This window comes from Mesorhizobium norvegicum (assembly GCF_004919685.1).
Lineage (GTDB): Bacteria > Pseudomonadota > Alphaproteobacteria > Rhizobiales > Rhizobiaceae > Mesorhizobium > Mesorhizobium norvegicum.
Window position 1 is genome coordinate 1 of sequence record NZ_SMYZ01000149.1, and the last position, 16001, is coordinate 16001.

General features: G+C 65.1%; 15 protein-coding genes. 4 read left to right on the forward strand and 11 right to left on the reverse strand.

Going from position 1 to position 16001, the window contains the following annotated elements:
* Positions 1 to 221: 221 nt before the first annotated feature.
* Positions 222 to 1748: an acyl--CoA ligase gene (locus FCU66_RS39295; RefSeq protein ID WP_136619506.1), complete on the forward strand. Its 1527-nt coding sequence runs from the start codon at positions 222 to 224 to the stop codon at positions 1746 to 1748.
* 2 nt (positions 1749 to 1750) lie between these two features.
* The gene (locus FCU66_RS39300; protein WP_136619507.1) at positions 1751 to 2731 is read left to right on the forward strand and encodes a 2-dehydropantoate 2-reductase; all 981 of its coding nucleotides are present in this window, start codon (positions 1751 to 1753) and stop codon (positions 2729 to 2731) included.
* 118 nt (positions 2732 to 2849) lie between these two features.
* On the opposite strand, the gene FCU66_RS39305 is transcribed toward FCU66_RS39300, so the two are convergent.
* The 10 genes from FCU66_RS39305 to FCU66_RS39350 form a co-directional block, all read right to left on the reverse strand.
* The gene (locus tag FCU66_RS39305; protein WP_168991972.1) at positions 2850 to 3263 is read right to left on the reverse strand and encodes a hypothetical protein; all 414 of its coding nucleotides are present in this window, start codon (positions 3261 to 3263) and stop codon (positions 2850 to 2852) included.
* A gap of 212 nt (positions 3264 to 3475) precedes the next feature.
* Positions 3476 to 3817 (reverse strand): hypothetical protein, encoded by a 342-nt coding sequence (locus FCU66_RS42615; RefSeq protein ID WP_181956594.1) that lies wholly within the window; start codon positions 3815 to 3817, stop codon positions 3476 to 3478.
* 107 nt (positions 3818 to 3924) lie between these two features.
* Positions 3925 to 5691, reverse strand: coding sequence for an ABC transporter ATP-binding protein (locus FCU66_RS39315; protein ID WP_136619508.1), 1767 nt, complete (start codon positions 5689 to 5691; stop codon positions 3925 to 3927).
* Positions 5692 to 5899: 208 nt separating this feature from the next.
* Positions 5900 to 6844 (reverse strand): acetamidase/formamidase family protein, encoded by a 945-nt coding sequence (locus FCU66_RS39320; protein ID WP_136619509.1) that lies wholly within the window; start codon positions 6842 to 6844, stop codon positions 5900 to 5902.
* Positions 6834 to 8477 carry an ABC transporter substrate-binding protein gene (locus FCU66_RS39325; RefSeq protein ID WP_136619510.1) on the reverse strand — a complete coding sequence of 548 codons (1644 nt, stop codon included), beginning with the start codon at positions 8475 to 8477 and terminating at the stop codon, positions 6834 to 6836. The genes FCU66_RS39320 and FCU66_RS39325 overlap by 11 nt, the downstream gene beginning before the upstream one ends.
* A gap of 44 nt (positions 8478 to 8521) precedes the next feature.
* Positions 8522 to 9442 (reverse strand): ABC transporter permease, encoded by a 921-nt coding sequence (locus FCU66_RS39330; RefSeq protein WP_136619511.1) that lies wholly within the window; start codon positions 9440 to 9442, stop codon positions 8522 to 8524.
* Positions 9439 to 10305, reverse strand: coding sequence for an ABC transporter permease (locus FCU66_RS39335; RefSeq protein WP_206077152.1), 867 nt, complete (start codon positions 10303 to 10305; stop codon positions 9439 to 9441). The genes FCU66_RS39330 and FCU66_RS39335 overlap by 4 nt, the downstream gene beginning before the upstream one ends.
* Before the next feature lie 19 nt (positions 10306 to 10324).
* The gene (locus FCU66_RS39340) at positions 10325 to 10927 is read right to left on the reverse strand and encodes an ANTAR domain-containing response regulator (RefSeq protein WP_136619513.1); all 603 of its coding nucleotides are present in this window, start codon (positions 10925 to 10927) and stop codon (positions 10325 to 10327) included.
* On the reverse strand, positions 10924 to 12018 hold the full coding sequence (locus FCU66_RS39345; protein WP_136619514.1) for a transporter substrate-binding protein: 1095 nt from the start codon (positions 12016 to 12018) through the stop codon (positions 10924 to 10926). Before FCU66_RS39345 ends, FCU66_RS39340 begins: the two co-directional genes overlap by 4 nt.
* A gap of 150 nt (positions 12019 to 12168) precedes the next feature.
* The gene (locus tag FCU66_RS39350) at positions 12169 to 13038 is read right to left on the reverse strand and encodes a helix-turn-helix domain-containing protein (RefSeq protein ID WP_136619515.1); all 870 of its coding nucleotides are present in this window, start codon (positions 13036 to 13038) and stop codon (positions 12169 to 12171) included.
* Positions 13039 to 13131: 93 nt separating this feature from the next.
* On the opposite strand from FCU66_RS39350, the gene FCU66_RS39355 reads away from it, so the two are divergent.
* Together FCU66_RS39355 and FCU66_RS39360 are read left to right on the forward strand one after the other, a co-directional pair.
* Positions 13132 to 14676, forward strand: coding sequence for a 4-hydroxyphenylacetate 3-hydroxylase N-terminal domain-containing protein (locus tag FCU66_RS39355; RefSeq protein WP_136619516.1), 1545 nt, complete (start codon positions 13132 to 13134; stop codon positions 14674 to 14676).
* A 6-nt stretch (positions 14677 to 14682) separates the two neighbouring features.
* Positions 14683 to 15192 carry a flavin reductase gene (locus FCU66_RS39360; RefSeq protein ID WP_027040156.1) on the forward strand — a complete coding sequence of 170 codons (510 nt, stop codon included), beginning with the start codon at positions 14683 to 14685 and terminating at the stop codon, positions 15190 to 15192.
* A gap of 321 nt (positions 15193 to 15513) precedes the next feature.
* Here the strand turns inward: FCU66_RS39360 and hpaR are convergent, their stop codons facing one another.
* On the reverse strand, positions 15514 to 15909 hold the full coding sequence (gene hpaR, locus FCU66_RS39370; protein ID WP_246094202.1) for a homoprotocatechuate degradation operon regulator HpaR: 396 nt from the start codon (positions 15907 to 15909) through the stop codon (positions 15514 to 15516).
* Between the last annotated feature and the right edge of the window lie 92 nt (positions 15910 to 16001).

Genomic DNA, 16001 nt, shown 5'->3' on the forward strand with positions numbered 1-16001 from the left:
GTGACGGGGAGAAAGACGCTTTCATCGATGGTTTCGCCAATCGCCAGCGTTGCAAGAAATGCCCCGAGGGTGCGGCTCTCCCTTCTCCCCGTCACTATACGGGGAGAAGGTGCCGGCAGGCGGATGAGGGGCAGCGCCAAGGTCGACAATTGGTCCGAAGCGATTACCTTGGGGCCGAAATCGCATGCAGGACTTCTGCACTTGAAACATAGCCGGTGATCATGACCCAAACTGAAACCCACGCAGACCTCTCCCGCCGTCTCGCCGCCGGCGCCGAAAACGCTCCGGCGATTTCGGCGCCCGACAGGGCGACACTCACCCATGGCGGATTGCGCGGCCTGATTGCCGACACGGCAAAACAGCTGCATGCGCGCGGCATCGGCCGGGGCGACAGGGTGGCGATCGTGCTGCCGAACGGGCCCGAGATGGCCACCGCCTTCGTCGCGGTAGCGGCCGCCGCCTCGACGGCGCCGCTCAATCCCGCCTACCGGGCCGACGAACTCGACTTCTACCTGACCGACATCGGCGCCAAGGCGATCCTTGTCGCGGAGGGCGAGACCGGACCAGCGGTGACGGTGGCCGAACGCCTCGGCATCGGCGTGCTGCGGCTTGTCGTGCAGCCGGACACACCGGCCGGCAGCTTCACGATCGAGGGCGCGGCGATCGGACCGCCGGCAGCGCCTGATATAGCGCAGGACAGCGACATCGCGCTGTTGCTGCACACTTCGGGCACGACATCGCGGCCAAAACTGGTGCCGCTCAGCCATGCCAACATCGCGGCCTCATCAGCCCATATCGGCGCGACGCTTGGCCTGACGGCCGATGACCGCTGCCTCAACATCATGCCGCTGTTCCACATTCACGGCCTGATCGCGGCCGTGCTCTCCTCGCTGGCATCAGGCGGCAGCATCTACTGTACGCCCGGCTTCAACGCGCTGCGCTTCTTCCAGTGGCTGAGCGAGGCGCAACCAAGCTGGTACACGGCGGTGCCGACCATGCATCAGGCGATCCTGCCCAGGGCCGCGCGCAACACCGAGACGCTGGCGGCAGCGCGCCTGCGCTTCATCCGCTCGTCCTCGGCGTCGCTGCCGGCGCAGGTGATGGCCGAACTGGAGGCGACCTTCGGCTGCCCGGTGATCGAATCCTACGGGATGACCGAGGCCGCGCACCAGATGGCGTCGAACCGGCTGCCGCCGGGCCTGCGCAAGCCGGGCAGCGTCGGTGCCTCCGCCGGACCGGAGGTCGCTGTCATGGCGCCTGACGGGCGGCTGCTGACAGCCGGCGAGACCGGCGAGATCGTCATTCGCGGGCCCAACGTCACGGTGGGCTACGAAAAGAACCCGGATGCCAACGCGACGGCTTTCGCGCATGGCTGGTTCCACACCGGCGATCAGGGCGTGCTGGACGAGGACGGCTATCTCAGGGTCACCGGGCGGCTCAAGGAGATCATCAACCGCGGCGGCGAAAAGATCTCGCCGCTCGAGGTCGACGACGTGCTGATGGATCATCCGGCGGTGGCGCAGGTCGTCACCTTTGCCATGCCGCATGACAAGCTTGGCGAGGAGGTGGCGGCGGCAGTGGTGCTGCGCGAAGGCATCAGCGCCACTGAGGGCGACATCCGCCTCTATGCCGCGACGCGGCTTGCCGACTTCAAGGTGCCGCGCAAGATCCTGATCCTGGACGAGATCCCCAAGGGCGCGACCGGCAAATTGCAACGCATCGGCCTTGCCGCCAAACTCGGACTTTGACGATGAAGATCACCATCTTCGGCGCCGGCGCGATCGGCGGCTATCTCGCTGCCAAGCTGGCGATCACTGGGCGGACCGATCTTTCGATCGTCGCGCGCGGCGCGCATCTGGACGCGATCAAGGCAAATGGCCTGCGCCTGATCGAGGATGGCCAGGAAATGTCGGTCCCCGTCAGGGCCGCGGCCAAGGCCGAGGCGCTTGGCGCCCAGGATTATGTTGTGCTGGCGCTGAAGGCCCATTCCCTCACATCCGCCCTCGACCAGGTCGCGCCGCTGCTCGGGGACCACACATCAGTCGTCACCATGCAGAACGGCGTGCCGTGGTGGTATTTCCACGGCGTCGGCGGGCCGCTCGAAGGCACCAGGCTGAGCGCGGTCGATCCCGGTGGCGCCATCTGGCAGCGGATCGGGCCGCAGCGCGTCATCGGCTCGGTCGTCTATCCCGCCGTCGAAGTCGATGCGCCAGGCCTCATCCGCCATGTCGAGGGCAAGCGTTTCTCGCTCGGCGAACCCTCCGGCGAGCGCAGCGAACGGGTGACGCTTCTGGCCGAGGAAATGGTCAAGGCCGGCCTGCAGGTGCCGGTGCGCGACGACATCCGCAGCGAGATCTGGGTGAAGCTGTGGGGCAATCTCTCCTTCAACCCGATCTCGGCGCTGACCGGCAGCACTCTGGCGGGAATCGTTGCCGACGAGGGCACCCGCACGCTGGCCCGCACCATGATGCTGGAGGCGCAGGCGATCGGCGAAAGCCTCGGCGTGCGTTTTCCCATAGCGGTCGACCGGCGCATCAAGGGCGCCGGCGATGTCGGCGAACACAAGACCTCGATGCTGCAGGACCTCGAGCGCGGCCGGCCGATGGAGATCGACGCGCTGGTGAGCGCGGTGCAGGAACTTGGCCGGCTAACGGACAAGCCGACGCCCACCATCGACGCCGTGCTGGCGCTAGTGCGGCGGTTGGCTGTGGAGCGCGGGTGTTATGGGTGAAGGGGCTCAGGCGCAATCAGAGCCGTGGTATGAGGGCGCGACGTTCTTCTCGCGCCACAGTCGATGACGGGCTGCGACGCCCTACTCGTGGAGCAGGGGGCCACCTGACGCGCCCCGGTCACTTCACGGAAAAGTCGACCGCTTCCTTCACCGTGCCGTCAACGGCGATCTGCACCTGATAGGTGCCGACCGGCCAGCCGGCATCCGGCTTGCTCACCGAGGAGTCGACATGGTTGTCGATCATGCCGATTTCGAAGCTGACCTCGTCGATTTTGTAGTTCGCCGGCGCGACACCGCCCGAATCCACCGAAATCCAGCTCACGGTGAGCTTCGATCCCGAGGCCACCGCGTCGGTCAGATCGGCGGAGAGGAAGATGTTGGCCGTATCCGGCGCAAATGTCGCCTGAGTCTCTTTCGCGTCCTTGCTTGCGGACAGCACGATGTTTTCGAACCCTTCGGCCTGCGCGTACACTGCGAACGTCCCAACCGCCACCAGGGCGGCTGCCCCTATCATCATCGACCGAATGCGCATGCTCTTCCCTTTGGAATGAAACCGCCGCCCGCGTCCGACTCATGTGGTGCGTGCCCGCAGCCGCCTTCTAGGATGCGAGGGCAAGGGTTGTCCATGGAGCCACGGCGCCATGATCTGCCTTTTGACGTGATCCTCCATGTCAGTCGACAGGGATATTGAGACGAATGGCAGCCTGACTTATGCCAGGAGCCATGGGGTGCCTGGCGTCTCCTTCACGCAAAGCGTTCGCCGCGGAATGTCTCAAAGATCCGACCTCGATACGCAACAGCCACCCGGTCGCCCGCCATTGCGCATGGTTGCAGAGCCTCGCCCTCTTCGCCGGCGCCCCCGCTCAAAGCCACGGCATCAGCCGGCGGCCTTGCCGAGGCCGACAAGCTCCAGAAGATCGCCGCTGTCTCTTGCCCGCCGGAAGCCAGCCGATGGTGCTGGATCGGTTCGGCGACGATCGCATCGACGCGCATGCGCGGATTGAGCGAGGAATAGGGATCCTGGAAGATCATCTGGATCTGCCGGCGAATGGCCTGCCGCCGCGACCGGTCTTTTAGCGAAAACACCTCGGTTCCCTCGAAGGCGACGGTGCCGGACGAGGGCTCGCTTGCGCGGGCCGATCAACCGCGTCCGATCGATCTGGAGCTGATCAGTCCGGCGGGACGTGTCTCAGTCAGTTGCCGGCGGCGACGAGATGGCCGTTGCCGACATCCCTCAGCGCCAGTTTCAGCGGCGCCTCGCCGATCCTGCGGGTGGCGCTTGGGATCTCCTGGTCGAGGCGGGCGAAGCGGCTTCTTCGCTTGCCCGGATCGGGCACCGGCACGGCTTCGATCAGCCGTCTGGTGTAGGGATGGCGCGGGTTGGAAAAGACCTGGTCGCGGGTGCCCATCTCGACGATCTGGCCGAGATACATGACGGCGACTCGGTCGGAAATATTCTCGACCACCGCCATGTCGTGCGAGATGAAGAGATAGGCGACGCCGAATTCGCGCTGCAATTCCTTCAGCAGGTCAAGCACGCGCGCCTGCACCGAGACATCGAGCGCCGACACACTTTCATCGGCGATGATCAGTTTTGGCCGCAAGGCCAGCGCGCGCGCGATGCAGACGCGCTGGCGCTGGCCGCCGGAGAATTCATGCGGGTAAAGCTCCATCTGGTCGGCCGATAGGCCGACCCGCTCGAACAGTGCGGCCACACGCTCGCTGCGCTCTTCCTTCGAGGCGATGCCGTGGATGACGAGCGGCTCGGCGACGAGATCACCGACGCGCATGCGTGGGTCGAGCGAGGCGAAGGGGTCTTGGAAGATCATTTGCACGTCGCGGCGCACCGCCTTGCGCTCGTCGCGGCCAAGGCCGGACAGGTTGCGCCCGCCAATGACGATGTCGCCGCTGTAGGGCACCAGTCCGGCCAGCGCCTTGGCAGTGGTCGACTTGCCGCAGCCGGACTCGCCGACCAGCGCCAGCGTCTCGTTGGGCGCGATCGAAAAACTGACACCCTCGACGGCGTGGACGCGACGATTGACCCGGCCGAAGAAACCGCCATGCAGGTCGAAGCGGACATGCAGGTCCTTGACCTCGGCGACATTGGCCGGCGTCGTTGCCGTCTCGACATCCCTGGATTTCTGGCGGCCGACGCCGCTGCCGATACGCGGCACCGCGGCAAGCAGCTCGCGCGTGTAATCGGCTTGCGGCCGGGCGAAGATGTCCGCTGTCTTTCCCTCTTCGACCATGCGGCCATGCCGCATGATGATGACGCGGTCGGCCATTTCGGCGACGACGCCCATGTCGTGGGTGATCAGGATGACGCTGGTGCCATGCTGGCGCTGCAGGTCGCGCAGCAGCTCCAGCACCTCGCCTTGCACGGTGACGTCGAGCGCCGTCGTCGGCTCGTCGGCGATCAGCACGTCGGGCTCGAGCGCCAGGGCCATTGCGATCATCACCCGCTGGCGCATGCCGCCGGACAGCTCGTGCGGAAACTGCATTAGCCGGCTTTCAGCTTCCGAAATGCGCACCGCCTTCAACGCTTCGATGGCGCGCTGACGGGCCTGCGCTTGCGACAGGCTGGTATGCGCCTCGATGGATTCGGTCAGTTGCCGGCCGATCGACAGCACCGGGTTGAGCGAGGTCATCGGCTCCTGGAAGATCATGGCGATGCGGTCGCCGCGAATGCGCCGCATTTGGCGCTCGTCGAGCGCTGTGAGTTCGGTCTCACCAAGGCGGATCGTGCCGGCCGAAATACGGGCCGCAGGTTGCGGCAGAAGCTGCATGATCGCCAACGCCGTCATCGATTTGCCGGAGCCGGACTCGCCGGCAATGCACAGCGTCTCGCCGCGCGAAAGCGCCAGCGACAGGTTGGAGACGACCTCGCGCTCGCCGTCCTCGCCGCGCACGCTGACGGAGAGGTTGGCGATGTCTAGGATGGATTTGCTGGCAGGGGTCATTGCGCGTGTGACCCGGAGAGGGATTTACTCCGGCACACCCCCCTCTGTCCTGCCGGACATCTCCCCCGCAAGGGGGGAGATTGGCGGTTTTGCCGCAGCGTCCATTTCTCACCGTTGAAAAGTGGCGAAGCCCGTCGTGACATCCGATCTCCCCCCTTGCGGGGGAGATGCCCGGCAGGGCAGAGGGGGGTGCCTTGGCGCCTACCTCTCATTCAAACACGCAGCGCGGGAAGTAGAACGACACCACCCAGTTCGGCATGTCGACGATCTCACTGATGCGGAGATCGCCGCACACCGAGGCCAGCATATAGGCCTCGACGGGGTCTATTCTGTAACGGCCGGCGAGCAGGTCGACCATCTGGGCGACCGCCTCTTTGGCGCCGGTCATCAGGTCCGGGCCGATGCCGGTCGTCACCTCGTAGCCCTTGGCGTCGAGATGGCGTGTCACCGGACCGGAGGTGGTGAAGCGCGGCGTCTTCAGCCTGGCGTCCTTGACCAGGTCGAGCTTGAGCACGACATCCATCGGGCTTTCGATCGCCGTGCCGCAGACCTCGCCGTCACCTTGCGCGGCATGGGTGTCGCCGACCGAAAATAGCGCGCCCGCCACTTCCACCGGCAGATAGAGCGTGGTGCCGGCGGCGAGATCGCGGATGTCGAGATTGCCGCCGACGCGCCTTGGCGGCACCACAGAGTGGTGGCCCTTTTCGGCCGGCGCGTTGCCTATGGTGCCGGCAAAGGGTTTCAGCGGTACGCGGGCGTGTCTGCCGAACAGCGCCGGCTCGAGCGAGGCGGCGTCGTATTTCCAGATGTTCAGCGCCGGCTCCTTGAAATCATCGGCGAGCAGGCCGAAACCGGGAATGTTGGCCGTCCAGCCGAAGCCGGACGGTTTGAACATCTCGATCGTCACCTTCAGCGCGTCGCCCGGCTCGGCACCCTCGACGAAGATCGGCCCGGTCACCGGGTTGATCTGGCCGAAGTCGAGCTTGGCGATGTCGGCGACCGTGCTGTCGGCCTGAAGCTGACCGCCGCCGGCATCGAGGCACTGGAACTCGATGGTCGAGCCGGGCGCCACCCGCTCGACCGGGGCAAACGAATTGTCCCAGCCGAAATGATGATGGCGCCCGTGGATGGTGTAGTCGCAGTTATTGCACATCTTTTACGTACACATTGTCGTAGTTGATCGGAATATGGACCGGGTCGACATAGAGGTTGTCGGCGCCGCCCATGCGCGCCGATTTCATGGTGAAGCGCTGCTCGTTGAAGACCGGCGCCCAGGGCGCGTCTTCCATCACCTTGTCGTAGATGGCGCTCCACATCTTGTCGCGCTCGCCGGCCTTGGCTGGATCGACCACCGAGTCGGCCTCGGCCGCCTTGGCGTCGAGATCCTTGTTGCAATACCACGACCAGTTCCAGCCGCCCGGAACCGCACCGGCGCAGCCGAGGATCGGGCCGTAGAAGTTCGACGGATCAGGGAAGTCCGCGATCCAGGCCATGCCGCCGGACCAGATCATCGGCGCGCCGGCCTTGTCACCGCCGGCGGCAATCACATTGGCCTGGGCGAGCGACTGGATGCTGGCCTTGATGCCGATGGCCGCCAGGTCCTGCTGGATCGCCTGGGCGATGCGCGGGTTGGGATCGGTGTTCATGGCAAACAATTGCGTGTCGAAACCGTCGGGATGACCGGCCTCGGCGAGCAGCGCCTTGGCCTTGGCGACGTCATAGGGATAGCCCTTGTATTCCTTGTCATAGCCCGGCATCGACGGCGGCAGCGGCTGGTTGGCCGGCACGGCGCGGCCGTTGATGATCTGGATGACGCGCGCCTTGTTGATCGCCATGTTGACCGCCTGGCGCACCTTCACATTGTCGAACGGCGCCATGGTGGTGTTCATGGTGACGTAGCCGGTGTGCAGCTGGCCGCCTTCGACGACGCGCGCCTTCTGCTCGGGATCGGCCATCACCTCCTGGAATTTTGCCGGCGGAATGCCGTCGCCGGGCACGTCGATCTCGCCCTTCTGCAGGCGCAGCAGCGCCACGATCGGCTCCTGGCCGATCTCGAAGGTGATCTTGTCCAGATGCGGCAGGCCCTTGTGCCAGTAGTCCGGGTTGCGCTCGAAGACAATGCGCTGGCCGAGTGTCCACTCGGCGAGCTTGAAGGCGCCGGTGCCGACCGGATGCTTGCCGAAATCGGCGCCGTATTTCTCGACCTCTTCCTTCGGCACGACATGCGAGAAGTTGATGGCCATGACATGCAGGAAGGTGGCGTCGGGGCGGGTCAGCTCGAACTTGACGGTGTAGGGATCGACGACGGTGACGCCGGAGAGGCTTTCCGCCTTGCCGGCGGCGACATCGTCATAGCCCTTGATCGAGCCGAAGAAGCCGGCGCCGGGGCTCTGGGTCTTCGGGTTGGTGACGCGGTCGAGAGAATATTTCACGTCGTCGGCGGTCATCTCGCGGCCATTGTGGAATTTCACGCCATGGCGGAGCTTGAAGGTGAAGGTCTTGCCGTCGGGCGCGATCTCGTAGCTTTCGGCAAGGTCGGGCTTCAGGTTGGTGGTGCCCGGCTCATAGTCCATCAGACCGTCGAACAGGCTCTTGATCATCGACCAGTTCTGCCAGTCATAGCCGATCGCCGGATCGAGCGTGGCGACGTCGTCCTTGTAGGTGATGGTGATGGCGCCGCCCTGCTTGGCGTTCGGATCGACGGCGTCCTCGGCGCGAACGCTTGTCATGCCGAGCATCAGCGCCAGCGCCGATGCCGCTACCGTGGATGCGAGAAACTTTTTCATTTTTATGTTCCCTTTCTCTGTTTGTTTTCAGTCATGTCCTGATTTCATCTGAGCTTGATGCGGGGGTCGATGAAGGGCGCGATGATGTCGGCAAGCAGATTGCCCAGCACGATGGCGAAGGCCGACACCAGCGTGACGCCCATGATGATCGGGATGTCGACGCGCTGGATGGCCTGCCAGGCGAGCTGGCCGATGCCGGGCCAGCCGAACACGCTTTCGACGACGACGATGCCGCCCATGAAGATGCCGATGTCGATGCCGATCATGGCGATGACCGGCAGGATGGCGTTGGGCAGCGCGTGGCGAAAGATGATGGCGCGCCGCGCCAGACCCTTGGCACGGGCAGTGCGCACGTAATCCTGGCGCAGCACATCGATCATCGACGAGCGCATCATGCGCGCGTACCAGCCGGCGCCGAGGATGCCCATGGTCAGCGACGGCAGCACGAGATGACGCCAGGTGCCGTAGCCGCCGATCGGAAACCAGCTGAGCCGCACGGCAAAGACGTAGAGCAGCAGCAGGCCGACGACGAATTGCGGCGCCGAGACGCCGACGAAGGAGGCGACCATCAGCGTCTGGTCGGTGGCGGTACCGCGCTTGACGGCGGCGATCAGGCCCATGCTCAGGCCGAGCAACAGCTCGCACAGGATGGCGCCGACCATCAGCAGCAAGCTGGCGGGCAGCCGCGAGACGATCAGCTCGGTAACCTCGGAGCGCTGGATGTAGGAGCGGCCGAGATCGCCGCTGATGAGCTTCACCAGATAGCGCCAGTACTGGATGACGAAGGGCTGGTCGAGGCCGAGCTGCTGGCGGATGTTCTCGACCGTCTGCGGCGTCGCGCTGCGGCCGGCGATCTGGCGCACCGGGTCGGCCGGCAGGAGATAGAGCAGCGCGAAGGTGATCAGCGAGACGCCGAGCAGGATGAGCAGCGACTGGATGAGGCGGCGGCCGAGATAGGCGATCATGCCCGGCCCCTTTGCGTCGGATCGAGGATGTCGCGCAGCGCGTCGCCGATCAGGTTGAAGGCCAGCGCCAGCGCCAGGATCGCCGCACCGGGGAAGAACACCAGCCAGGGTGCGGCCTGGAAATAGGTCTGGTTCTCGAAGATGATGTTGCCCCACGACGCCGTCGGCGGCTGCACGCCGATGCCGAGGAAGGAGAGCGTCGCCTCCAACAGCACCGTAGTCGAGATGCCGAGCGTGCCCCAGACGATGATGGTCGGCAGCAGATGCGGCAAGATGTGGCGAAACAGGATGCGCGGTGCGCTGGCGCCGATGGTGCGTTCGGCATCGATGAACTCGCGTTCGGCGAGCGATGAGGTCTCGGTGTAGATGACGCGCGCGGTCTGCACCCAGTTGACCAGCGCGATGACCATGGCGACGATCCACAGGCTGGGCTCGAACACCGCCGCCAGGCAAATGGCGAGCAGCAATGCGGGAAACGCCATCATCAGGTCGGTGAAGCGCATCAGCGCGCTGCCGACCCAGCCGCGAAAATAGCCGGCAACAACGCCGACCAGCGTGCCGATCAAAAGCGCCACGCCATTGGCGACGATGCCGATGATCAGCGAGGTGCGGGCGCCATAGAGGATACGGGTCAACAGATCGCGGCCGAGCAGGTCGGTGCCCAGCCAAAATTTTGCATCCGGCGGCAAGGGCGAGCCCTCGATGGTCAGGCCGTCGAACATCTGCTCGTTGGGATCATAGCCGGTCAGCCAGGGCGCCAGCACGGCGCCGGCAACGACAATGGCGACGATCACCAGCCCGAGCAGCGCCAGACGGCGCTTGACCAGCCGGCGCCAGACGCCGGCGCGCGGCTTGACCGGCATGCGCCCTGGCGCGGTGAGATCAGGCGCGATGGGACTGGTCATCGCCGCCTTCTTCTTCCGTCATGGCCACGATCCGGCGCGCGGCATCCTCGACGCTGATCTGCCAGCTCATCGCCAGCGAGCGCAGCTGCGCATAGGCGCGGCCGTCGTCAGTGCCCTTCGAGAGTGCGGTCACCGCGCGCACGATGGTCTGGCGCTCGGCGACGCGCTGGCGAAGCGAGGCGATCTCGCTGGCCAAGTGTTTTCGCGCCTCGAAGCTCTGCCGCGCAATCAGCAGCGCGCTGTAGACGCCGGCAGTGCCGACCGGCTTCAGCAGCTGGGCATCGGCCTTGTGCGACAGTGCCCATTCGATGCGGCCCGGCGCCTCGGAGCCGATCAGCGCCACCAGCGGCATCGGCGCTTCGCCCGGCTTCCACGGGAATTGCTCGTCAAAGCCGAGATCGGCGTCGAAGAAGACGAAATCGGCGGCCAGCGCCTCGGGCGGCAGTTCCGGCCAGCAGTCCAGCGTGATCAGGCCGATGGCCGACAATTGCCTGGTGATCGCCTGCACCGTCGGATGCGGGCGATGCAGGATGAAGGCCCTGGCGCCACCGAGATTGGGGATGCGCGGCGTCCTGGTCACGACACCACCCTCAGGCGCGGCCGGCCGAATGTTTTTGCGGGGTCGTAGCGCGACAGATAGGGATCCGGCGCGACCTCGTCCTCACGGCTGACGACCTCGAAGTAGCCGTCCGCGATGCGCCCGATGATCACCGGCAACGTCGCGTGCTGGGAGTGGGCGTCGATGGCGATCGGCCCGAGCCGGGTGGAGAAGCGCCGTTCGGCGAAGGCTTTGGAGAATTCCGCCGGACCGGCGTCTGGATCGCTGGAGAGCACGTCGGCCATAACTTGCACCGACGCATAGGCGGCGGCCTCGAAGGACGAGGCGAAGGCGGCCGGGCGCGACGCGAAATACGGCCCGACCGACAAATGCCCCTTGCCGGATTCGCCGATCGCCGGCAGTTCACCCTCGGTGAGGTTGCAGGAGATGACGGGGCAGGATTCGGGGCTGAAGGCCGCATCTTCGTCGCCCAAATCGCGATAGGCCGCCAGGAAGGCGTAGGACGAGGTGCCGATCAGATTGTTGAGGATGAAGTTCGGCCGGGTGGCCCGGATTTCCGCGATCAGACGCGACACGTCGGTCTCGCCAATGCGCAGATAGCGTTCGCCCAGAACCTTGCCGCCCGCATCGGCGATCAGGTCGCGGGCGACGCGGTTCATCTCCCAGCCCCAGATGTAGTTCGAGCCGAGCAGGAAGCCGTTGGCGCCGAAGCGCGGCACGACATGGGCCATCAGCGGCACCAGATGCTGGTTGGGGCAAGCGTGCATGTAGACGACGTGCTCGTTGGCCTCGAAGCCCTCATAGGGGCAGGCGTACCAGAGCATGCCGCCCGCCTTCTCCAAAACCGGGATCGTCTCCTTGCGGCTCCAGGAGGTGACGCAGCCGACCACATGGCGCGCGCTGCTGGTCCTGAAAATATCCTCGCAAAGCGTCGCGTAGCGATCCGCATTGCTTTGCGGATCGCGCTCGACCGGCACCAGCTCGATGCCATGCTGGCGGTCGGCGTTGACGTCGGCGACCGCGCGCATCGCGCCCATGCGGCACGCATCGGAGATGAGCTGGTAGCTCCCCGAGCGGGAATAGAGGATGCCGATCTCGATACGCCGTTTCAAACACAACCCCAGAAATGACAATGCCCCGCAGCCAGCGCCGGAAGGGCGAGGCATACGAGGCATTCTTGCCGCCCGGCGATCAGAGCCGGTATTTTGCGCTAGCGTATTCGGTCCGGCGGGTCAGTCAAGCGGGAAAGTGGGGCGCTCAACTCAACCCTGTTGCAACTGCTTCCTCCGCCAGGCAGCGGGCGCGTCACCGACCCGTTCGCGAAAGAACCGTGAAAAATAGGCCGGGTCGTCGAAGCCGATCTCGTAGGCGATGTCCTCGACGGTGCGCACGGTGAACAGCAGCAGCCGCTTGGCCTCCAGCAGCCGGCGCTCGCTGACGACCCGCTTGACGCCGCTGCCCAGCACCGCGCGGCTGGCCTTGTCGAGAAGATGCGACGTCGTGGCCAGCGCCTCGACGTAGCGGTCGACCGGCCAGTTGTCGCGGAAATGCGCATCGACGAGACGGCGCAGGCCCAACGCCAGCGAAGCATCGGAAGAGAAGGTGGCGTCCTTTGTCTCAGGACTGAGGCGCGCGATGTGGGAGAGCGCGACGGCGATCAGCGCCGGCAGGACCCTGTCATTACCGGCCTGTGCCTCGGCATATTCGGCGGCGATCATCTCCAGCACCGCCGCCAGCCTCGCCCATGCTGCGTGTTGCGGCAAACCGTCGGCAAAGACCGGCCTGTCCAGCGGCAGCAGGCTGTGACCTGCGATTGCCGCGAGCGCGCCGTCGGCGACCGAGATGACGATGGCGTCGGTGCCGGGACCGATCGAGAAGCCATGCACGACAGTGCTCGGCACGAAGCTGACGGCGGGTGCCGAAAAGTCCCAGGACCGGTCTTCTATGCGGTAGGTGCCGGAGCCGCTGGTCCAGAAGGTGATCTGGCCCATCTGCGGGTGTTTGTGCGCCGCGACTTGACCAAGATGGATGTTGCTGCGGGCGAGCACCGTCTCGACATGCAGGAAACCGACATCGAGCGGCCGCACCGGCTCGCCATAGACGAAGAAATCGGGGATGGAACTCTGGCTCATGGCGCCGGAAAAAGTCCAATCGGTTTTGCCGTTCCGTCCATAACCGATCCCTGGTCCAAGCGCTACACTTGTCGCCGCAAGAGGAGGACCATCATGCGATCAGAAGACTTCCGCGCCGACAAGGGACGCCCGTTCACCGGTGCCGAGTATCTGGAGAGCCTGCGCGACGGCCGCGAGGTCTATATCAACGGCGAACGCATTGCCGACGTCACCACGCACCCTTCGATGCGCAATTCGGCGCGGTCGCTGGCGCGCCTCTACGACGCCCTGCATGACGCCAAGCGGCGAGACACGCTGACCTCGCCGACGGACACCGGCTCAGGCGGCTACACGCACAAATATTTCCGCGTTGCCAAGTCTTCCGCCGAGCTTGTCGCCCAGCAGACGGCGATCGCCGACTGGTCGCGCATGTCCTATGGCTGGATGGGGCGCACGCCCGACTACAAGGCGGCGCTGATGAACACGCTCGGCGCCAATGCCGACTGGTACGGGCCGTTCAAGGACAATGCCCTGTCCTGGCACAGACGTGCCCAGGAAGCCGCGCTATTCATGAACCATGCCATCGTCAACCCGCCGATCGACCGCCACAAGCCGGCCGAGCAGGTGAAGGACGTCTTCGTCCACATCACCAAAGAGACCGACGCCGGCATCTACGTCTCCGGCGCCAAGGTGGTGGCGACGTCCTCGGCGCTGACCCACTACAATTTCCTCGCACAGGGATCAGCGACGGTGACCGAGGATCCGTCGCTGTCGGTGATGTTCATCGTGCCGATGAATGCGCCTGGGATAAAGATGTTCTGCCGCGTCTCCTACGAGCAGACGGCCAATACGGTGGCGGCGCCCTTCGACTATCCGCTGTCGTCGCGCTTCGACGAGAACGACGCGATCCTGGTGCTCGACAATGTCTTCATCCCCTGGGAGGACGTGCTGGTGCTGCGCGATGCGCAGAAAATCCTTTCCTTCCACCCGGCGTCCGGCTTCATGCACGGCTACTGTTTTCAGGGCTGCACGCGCTTCGCCGTCAAGCTCGACTTCCTCGCCGGCCTGCTGGCCAAGGCGCTGCGCGCCACAGGGGGCGATGCCTTTCGCGGCAACCAGGCGGCACTTGGCGAGGTCATCGCACTGCGGCACATGTTCTGGAGCTTTTCCAACGCCATGGCCTACAACCCGATCCCGTGGGCGAATGGCGCGGTGCTGCCCAATCTGGAAGCCGCACTCGCCTACCGGACCTTCATGTCGGAAGCCTATCCGCGCGTCATCGACACCGTGCGCCGGGTGATCGCCTCGGGGCTGATCTACCTGCCGTCGTCGGTGCGCGACTTCAACAATCCCGAGATCGACAGGTACCTAGCGCAATATGTGCGCGGCTCCAACGACATGGGCCATATCGAGCGCATCAAGATCATGAAGCTGTTGTGGGACGCGACCGGCACCGAGTTCGGCGGCCGCCACGCGCTCTATGAGCTCAACTATGCCGGCGCACCGGAAGAGGTGCGGCTGCAGGTGCTGAAGGGGGCCGAGCGCGGCGGACGGCTGAAGGCGATGGAAGAGCTCGTCGACACCTGCATGGCCGACTATGACGAGAACGGCTGGACGGGCGACACCTGGCTCAATCCGCTTGCCTCAATGGCTGAGTGAAATCAAATGGCCACGCAGATTTCGAAAGCCGATTTCCGCGACGCCATGGCGAGGGTCTGCGCGCCGGTCAACATAGTCACCACCGACGGGCCGGCAGGACGCGGCGGCTTCACCGCCACCGCCATGTGCAGCGTCTCCGACGAGCCGCCAACGCTGCTCGTCTGCATGAACGGGCGCTCGACGCAGGCTGCCATGTTCCTGTCCAACCGGCGCTTCTGCGTCAACGTGCTGACGCATGACCATATGCACCTGGCGGGAAAGTTCGCCGGCGCGACCAGGGACATGGAAGCGCGCTACTCGGCGGCGCGCTGGCAGACGCTGACCTCCGGCACGCCGGCGCTGTCGGATGCGATCGTCAACTTCGATTGCGAAATCGAGACTGTGCATGTCGTCGGCACGCACAATGTCATGATCGGCCGCGTCATCGATGTCCGGCACGGCAGCGGTGGCTCGGCCCTGCTTTACGTCGACCGCAATTACACGCAGCCGACGCGGCTTGGCAGCTTTGGCGGGTAAGGGCAATTGATGGCGCTGACAGGGTATGGAGGCGAAGCCTTCCCAACGTCGTCATCCACGGGCGAAGCAGGAGCGAAGCTCCGTCGCGGAGACCCGAGGATCCATGCCGCGACCTCCGTCATAGAGCGCAGCGGTGCAGAATTCCGAACCGTGGCGGCGCTCAGGAGTCCCGGCATGGATCCTATGGTCTGCGCCGCGTCGCTTCGCTCCTTGCTCCGCCATAGGATGACGAAGTGATCGATGTTTCCGCCAATCTCCAAGGCATGCGGTCAGTCAACGCAGACAACCAGTCAAAACCTTCGCGCCGAGGATCGAAAAGCCTCAGCTCTCGCCATCAATCAGCGTCTCCAGGAGATCGAGCAACTGCTCAAGCTTCTCGTGGCCAAAACGCTGTTCGATGTCGTCATAAATCACGCGACGCTCTGGCGAAAGCGCGTCGATCAGGGCGGAACCGGCAGGCGCAATGGTCAGCACGACGCGGCGGCCGTCGCCTTCCGCCTTGTTGCGGGTGATGAACTTGCGTCCCTCGAGCGCCTTGATGATGCGCGTCAGGCTGGGCGGCAAAACCGAGGCGCGATCGGCAAGTTCGGTCGCCTCGACCGGGCCGGCTTCGCTCAGCACACGCAGCACGCGCCATTGCTGCTCGGTGACGTCATGCGCCGCAAGCATCGGGCGAAACCGCGCCATCACCACTTCGCGGGCATGAAGAAGCGCCATTGGCAGGGAACGACGGGTGTTTTCAGGCAGCAAGAAAAAGAGCCTCCCACGCTGGCTTGCGATCGAAACCAGGCCTTCCCTCAGCTGAATCC

What these genes read in the sequence shown, in the direction of transcription:
- FCU66_RS39330 (WP_136619511.1), bottom strand. Translation starts at nt 9,442, where the DNA reads ATGATCGCCTATCTCGGCCGCCGCCTCATCCAGTCGCTGCTCATCCTG.
- FCU66_RS39295 (WP_136619506.1), top strand. Translation starts at nt 222, where the DNA reads ATGACCCAAACTGAAACCCACGCAGACCTCTCCCGCCGTCTCGCCGCC.
- FCU66_RS39350 (WP_136619515.1), bottom strand. Translation starts at nt 13,038, where the DNA reads ATGAGCCAGAGTTCCATCCCCGATTTCTTCGTCTATGGCGAGCCGGTG.
- FCU66_RS39300 (WP_136619507.1), top strand. Translation starts at nt 1,751, where the DNA reads ATGAAGATCACCATCTTCGGCGCCGGCGCGATCGGCGGCTATCTCGCT.
- FCU66_RS39305 (WP_168991972.1), bottom strand. Translation starts at nt 3,263, where the DNA reads ATGCGCATTCGGTCGATGATGATAGGGGCAGCCGCCCTGGTGGCGGTT.
- FCU66_RS39355 (WP_136619516.1), top strand. Translation starts at nt 13,132, where the DNA reads ATGCGATCAGAAGACTTCCGCGCCGACAAGGGACGCCCGTTCACCGGT.
- FCU66_RS39325 (WP_136619510.1), bottom strand. Translation starts at nt 8,477, where the DNA reads ATGAAAAAGTTTCTCGCATCCACGGTAGCGGCATCGGCGCTGGCGCTG.
- FCU66_RS39320 (WP_136619509.1), bottom strand. Translation starts at nt 6,844, where the DNA reads ATGTGCAATAACTGCGACTACACCATCCACGGGCGCCATCATCATTTC.
- FCU66_RS39360 (WP_027040156.1), top strand. Translation starts at nt 14,683, where the DNA reads ATGGCCACGCAGATTTCGAAAGCCGATTTCCGCGACGCCATGGCGAGG.
- hpaR (WP_246094202.1), bottom strand. Translation starts at nt 15,909, where the DNA reads ATGGCGCTTCTTCATGCCCGCGAAGTGGTGATGGCGCGGTTTCGCCCG.
- FCU66_RS39335 (WP_206077152.1), bottom strand. Translation starts at nt 10,305, where the DNA reads ATGCCGGTCAAGCCGCGCGCCGGCGTCTGGCGCCGGCTGGTCAAGCGC.
- FCU66_RS39315 (WP_136619508.1), bottom strand. Translation starts at nt 5,691, where the DNA reads ATGACCCCTGCCAGCAAATCCATCCTAGACATCGCCAACCTCTCCGTC.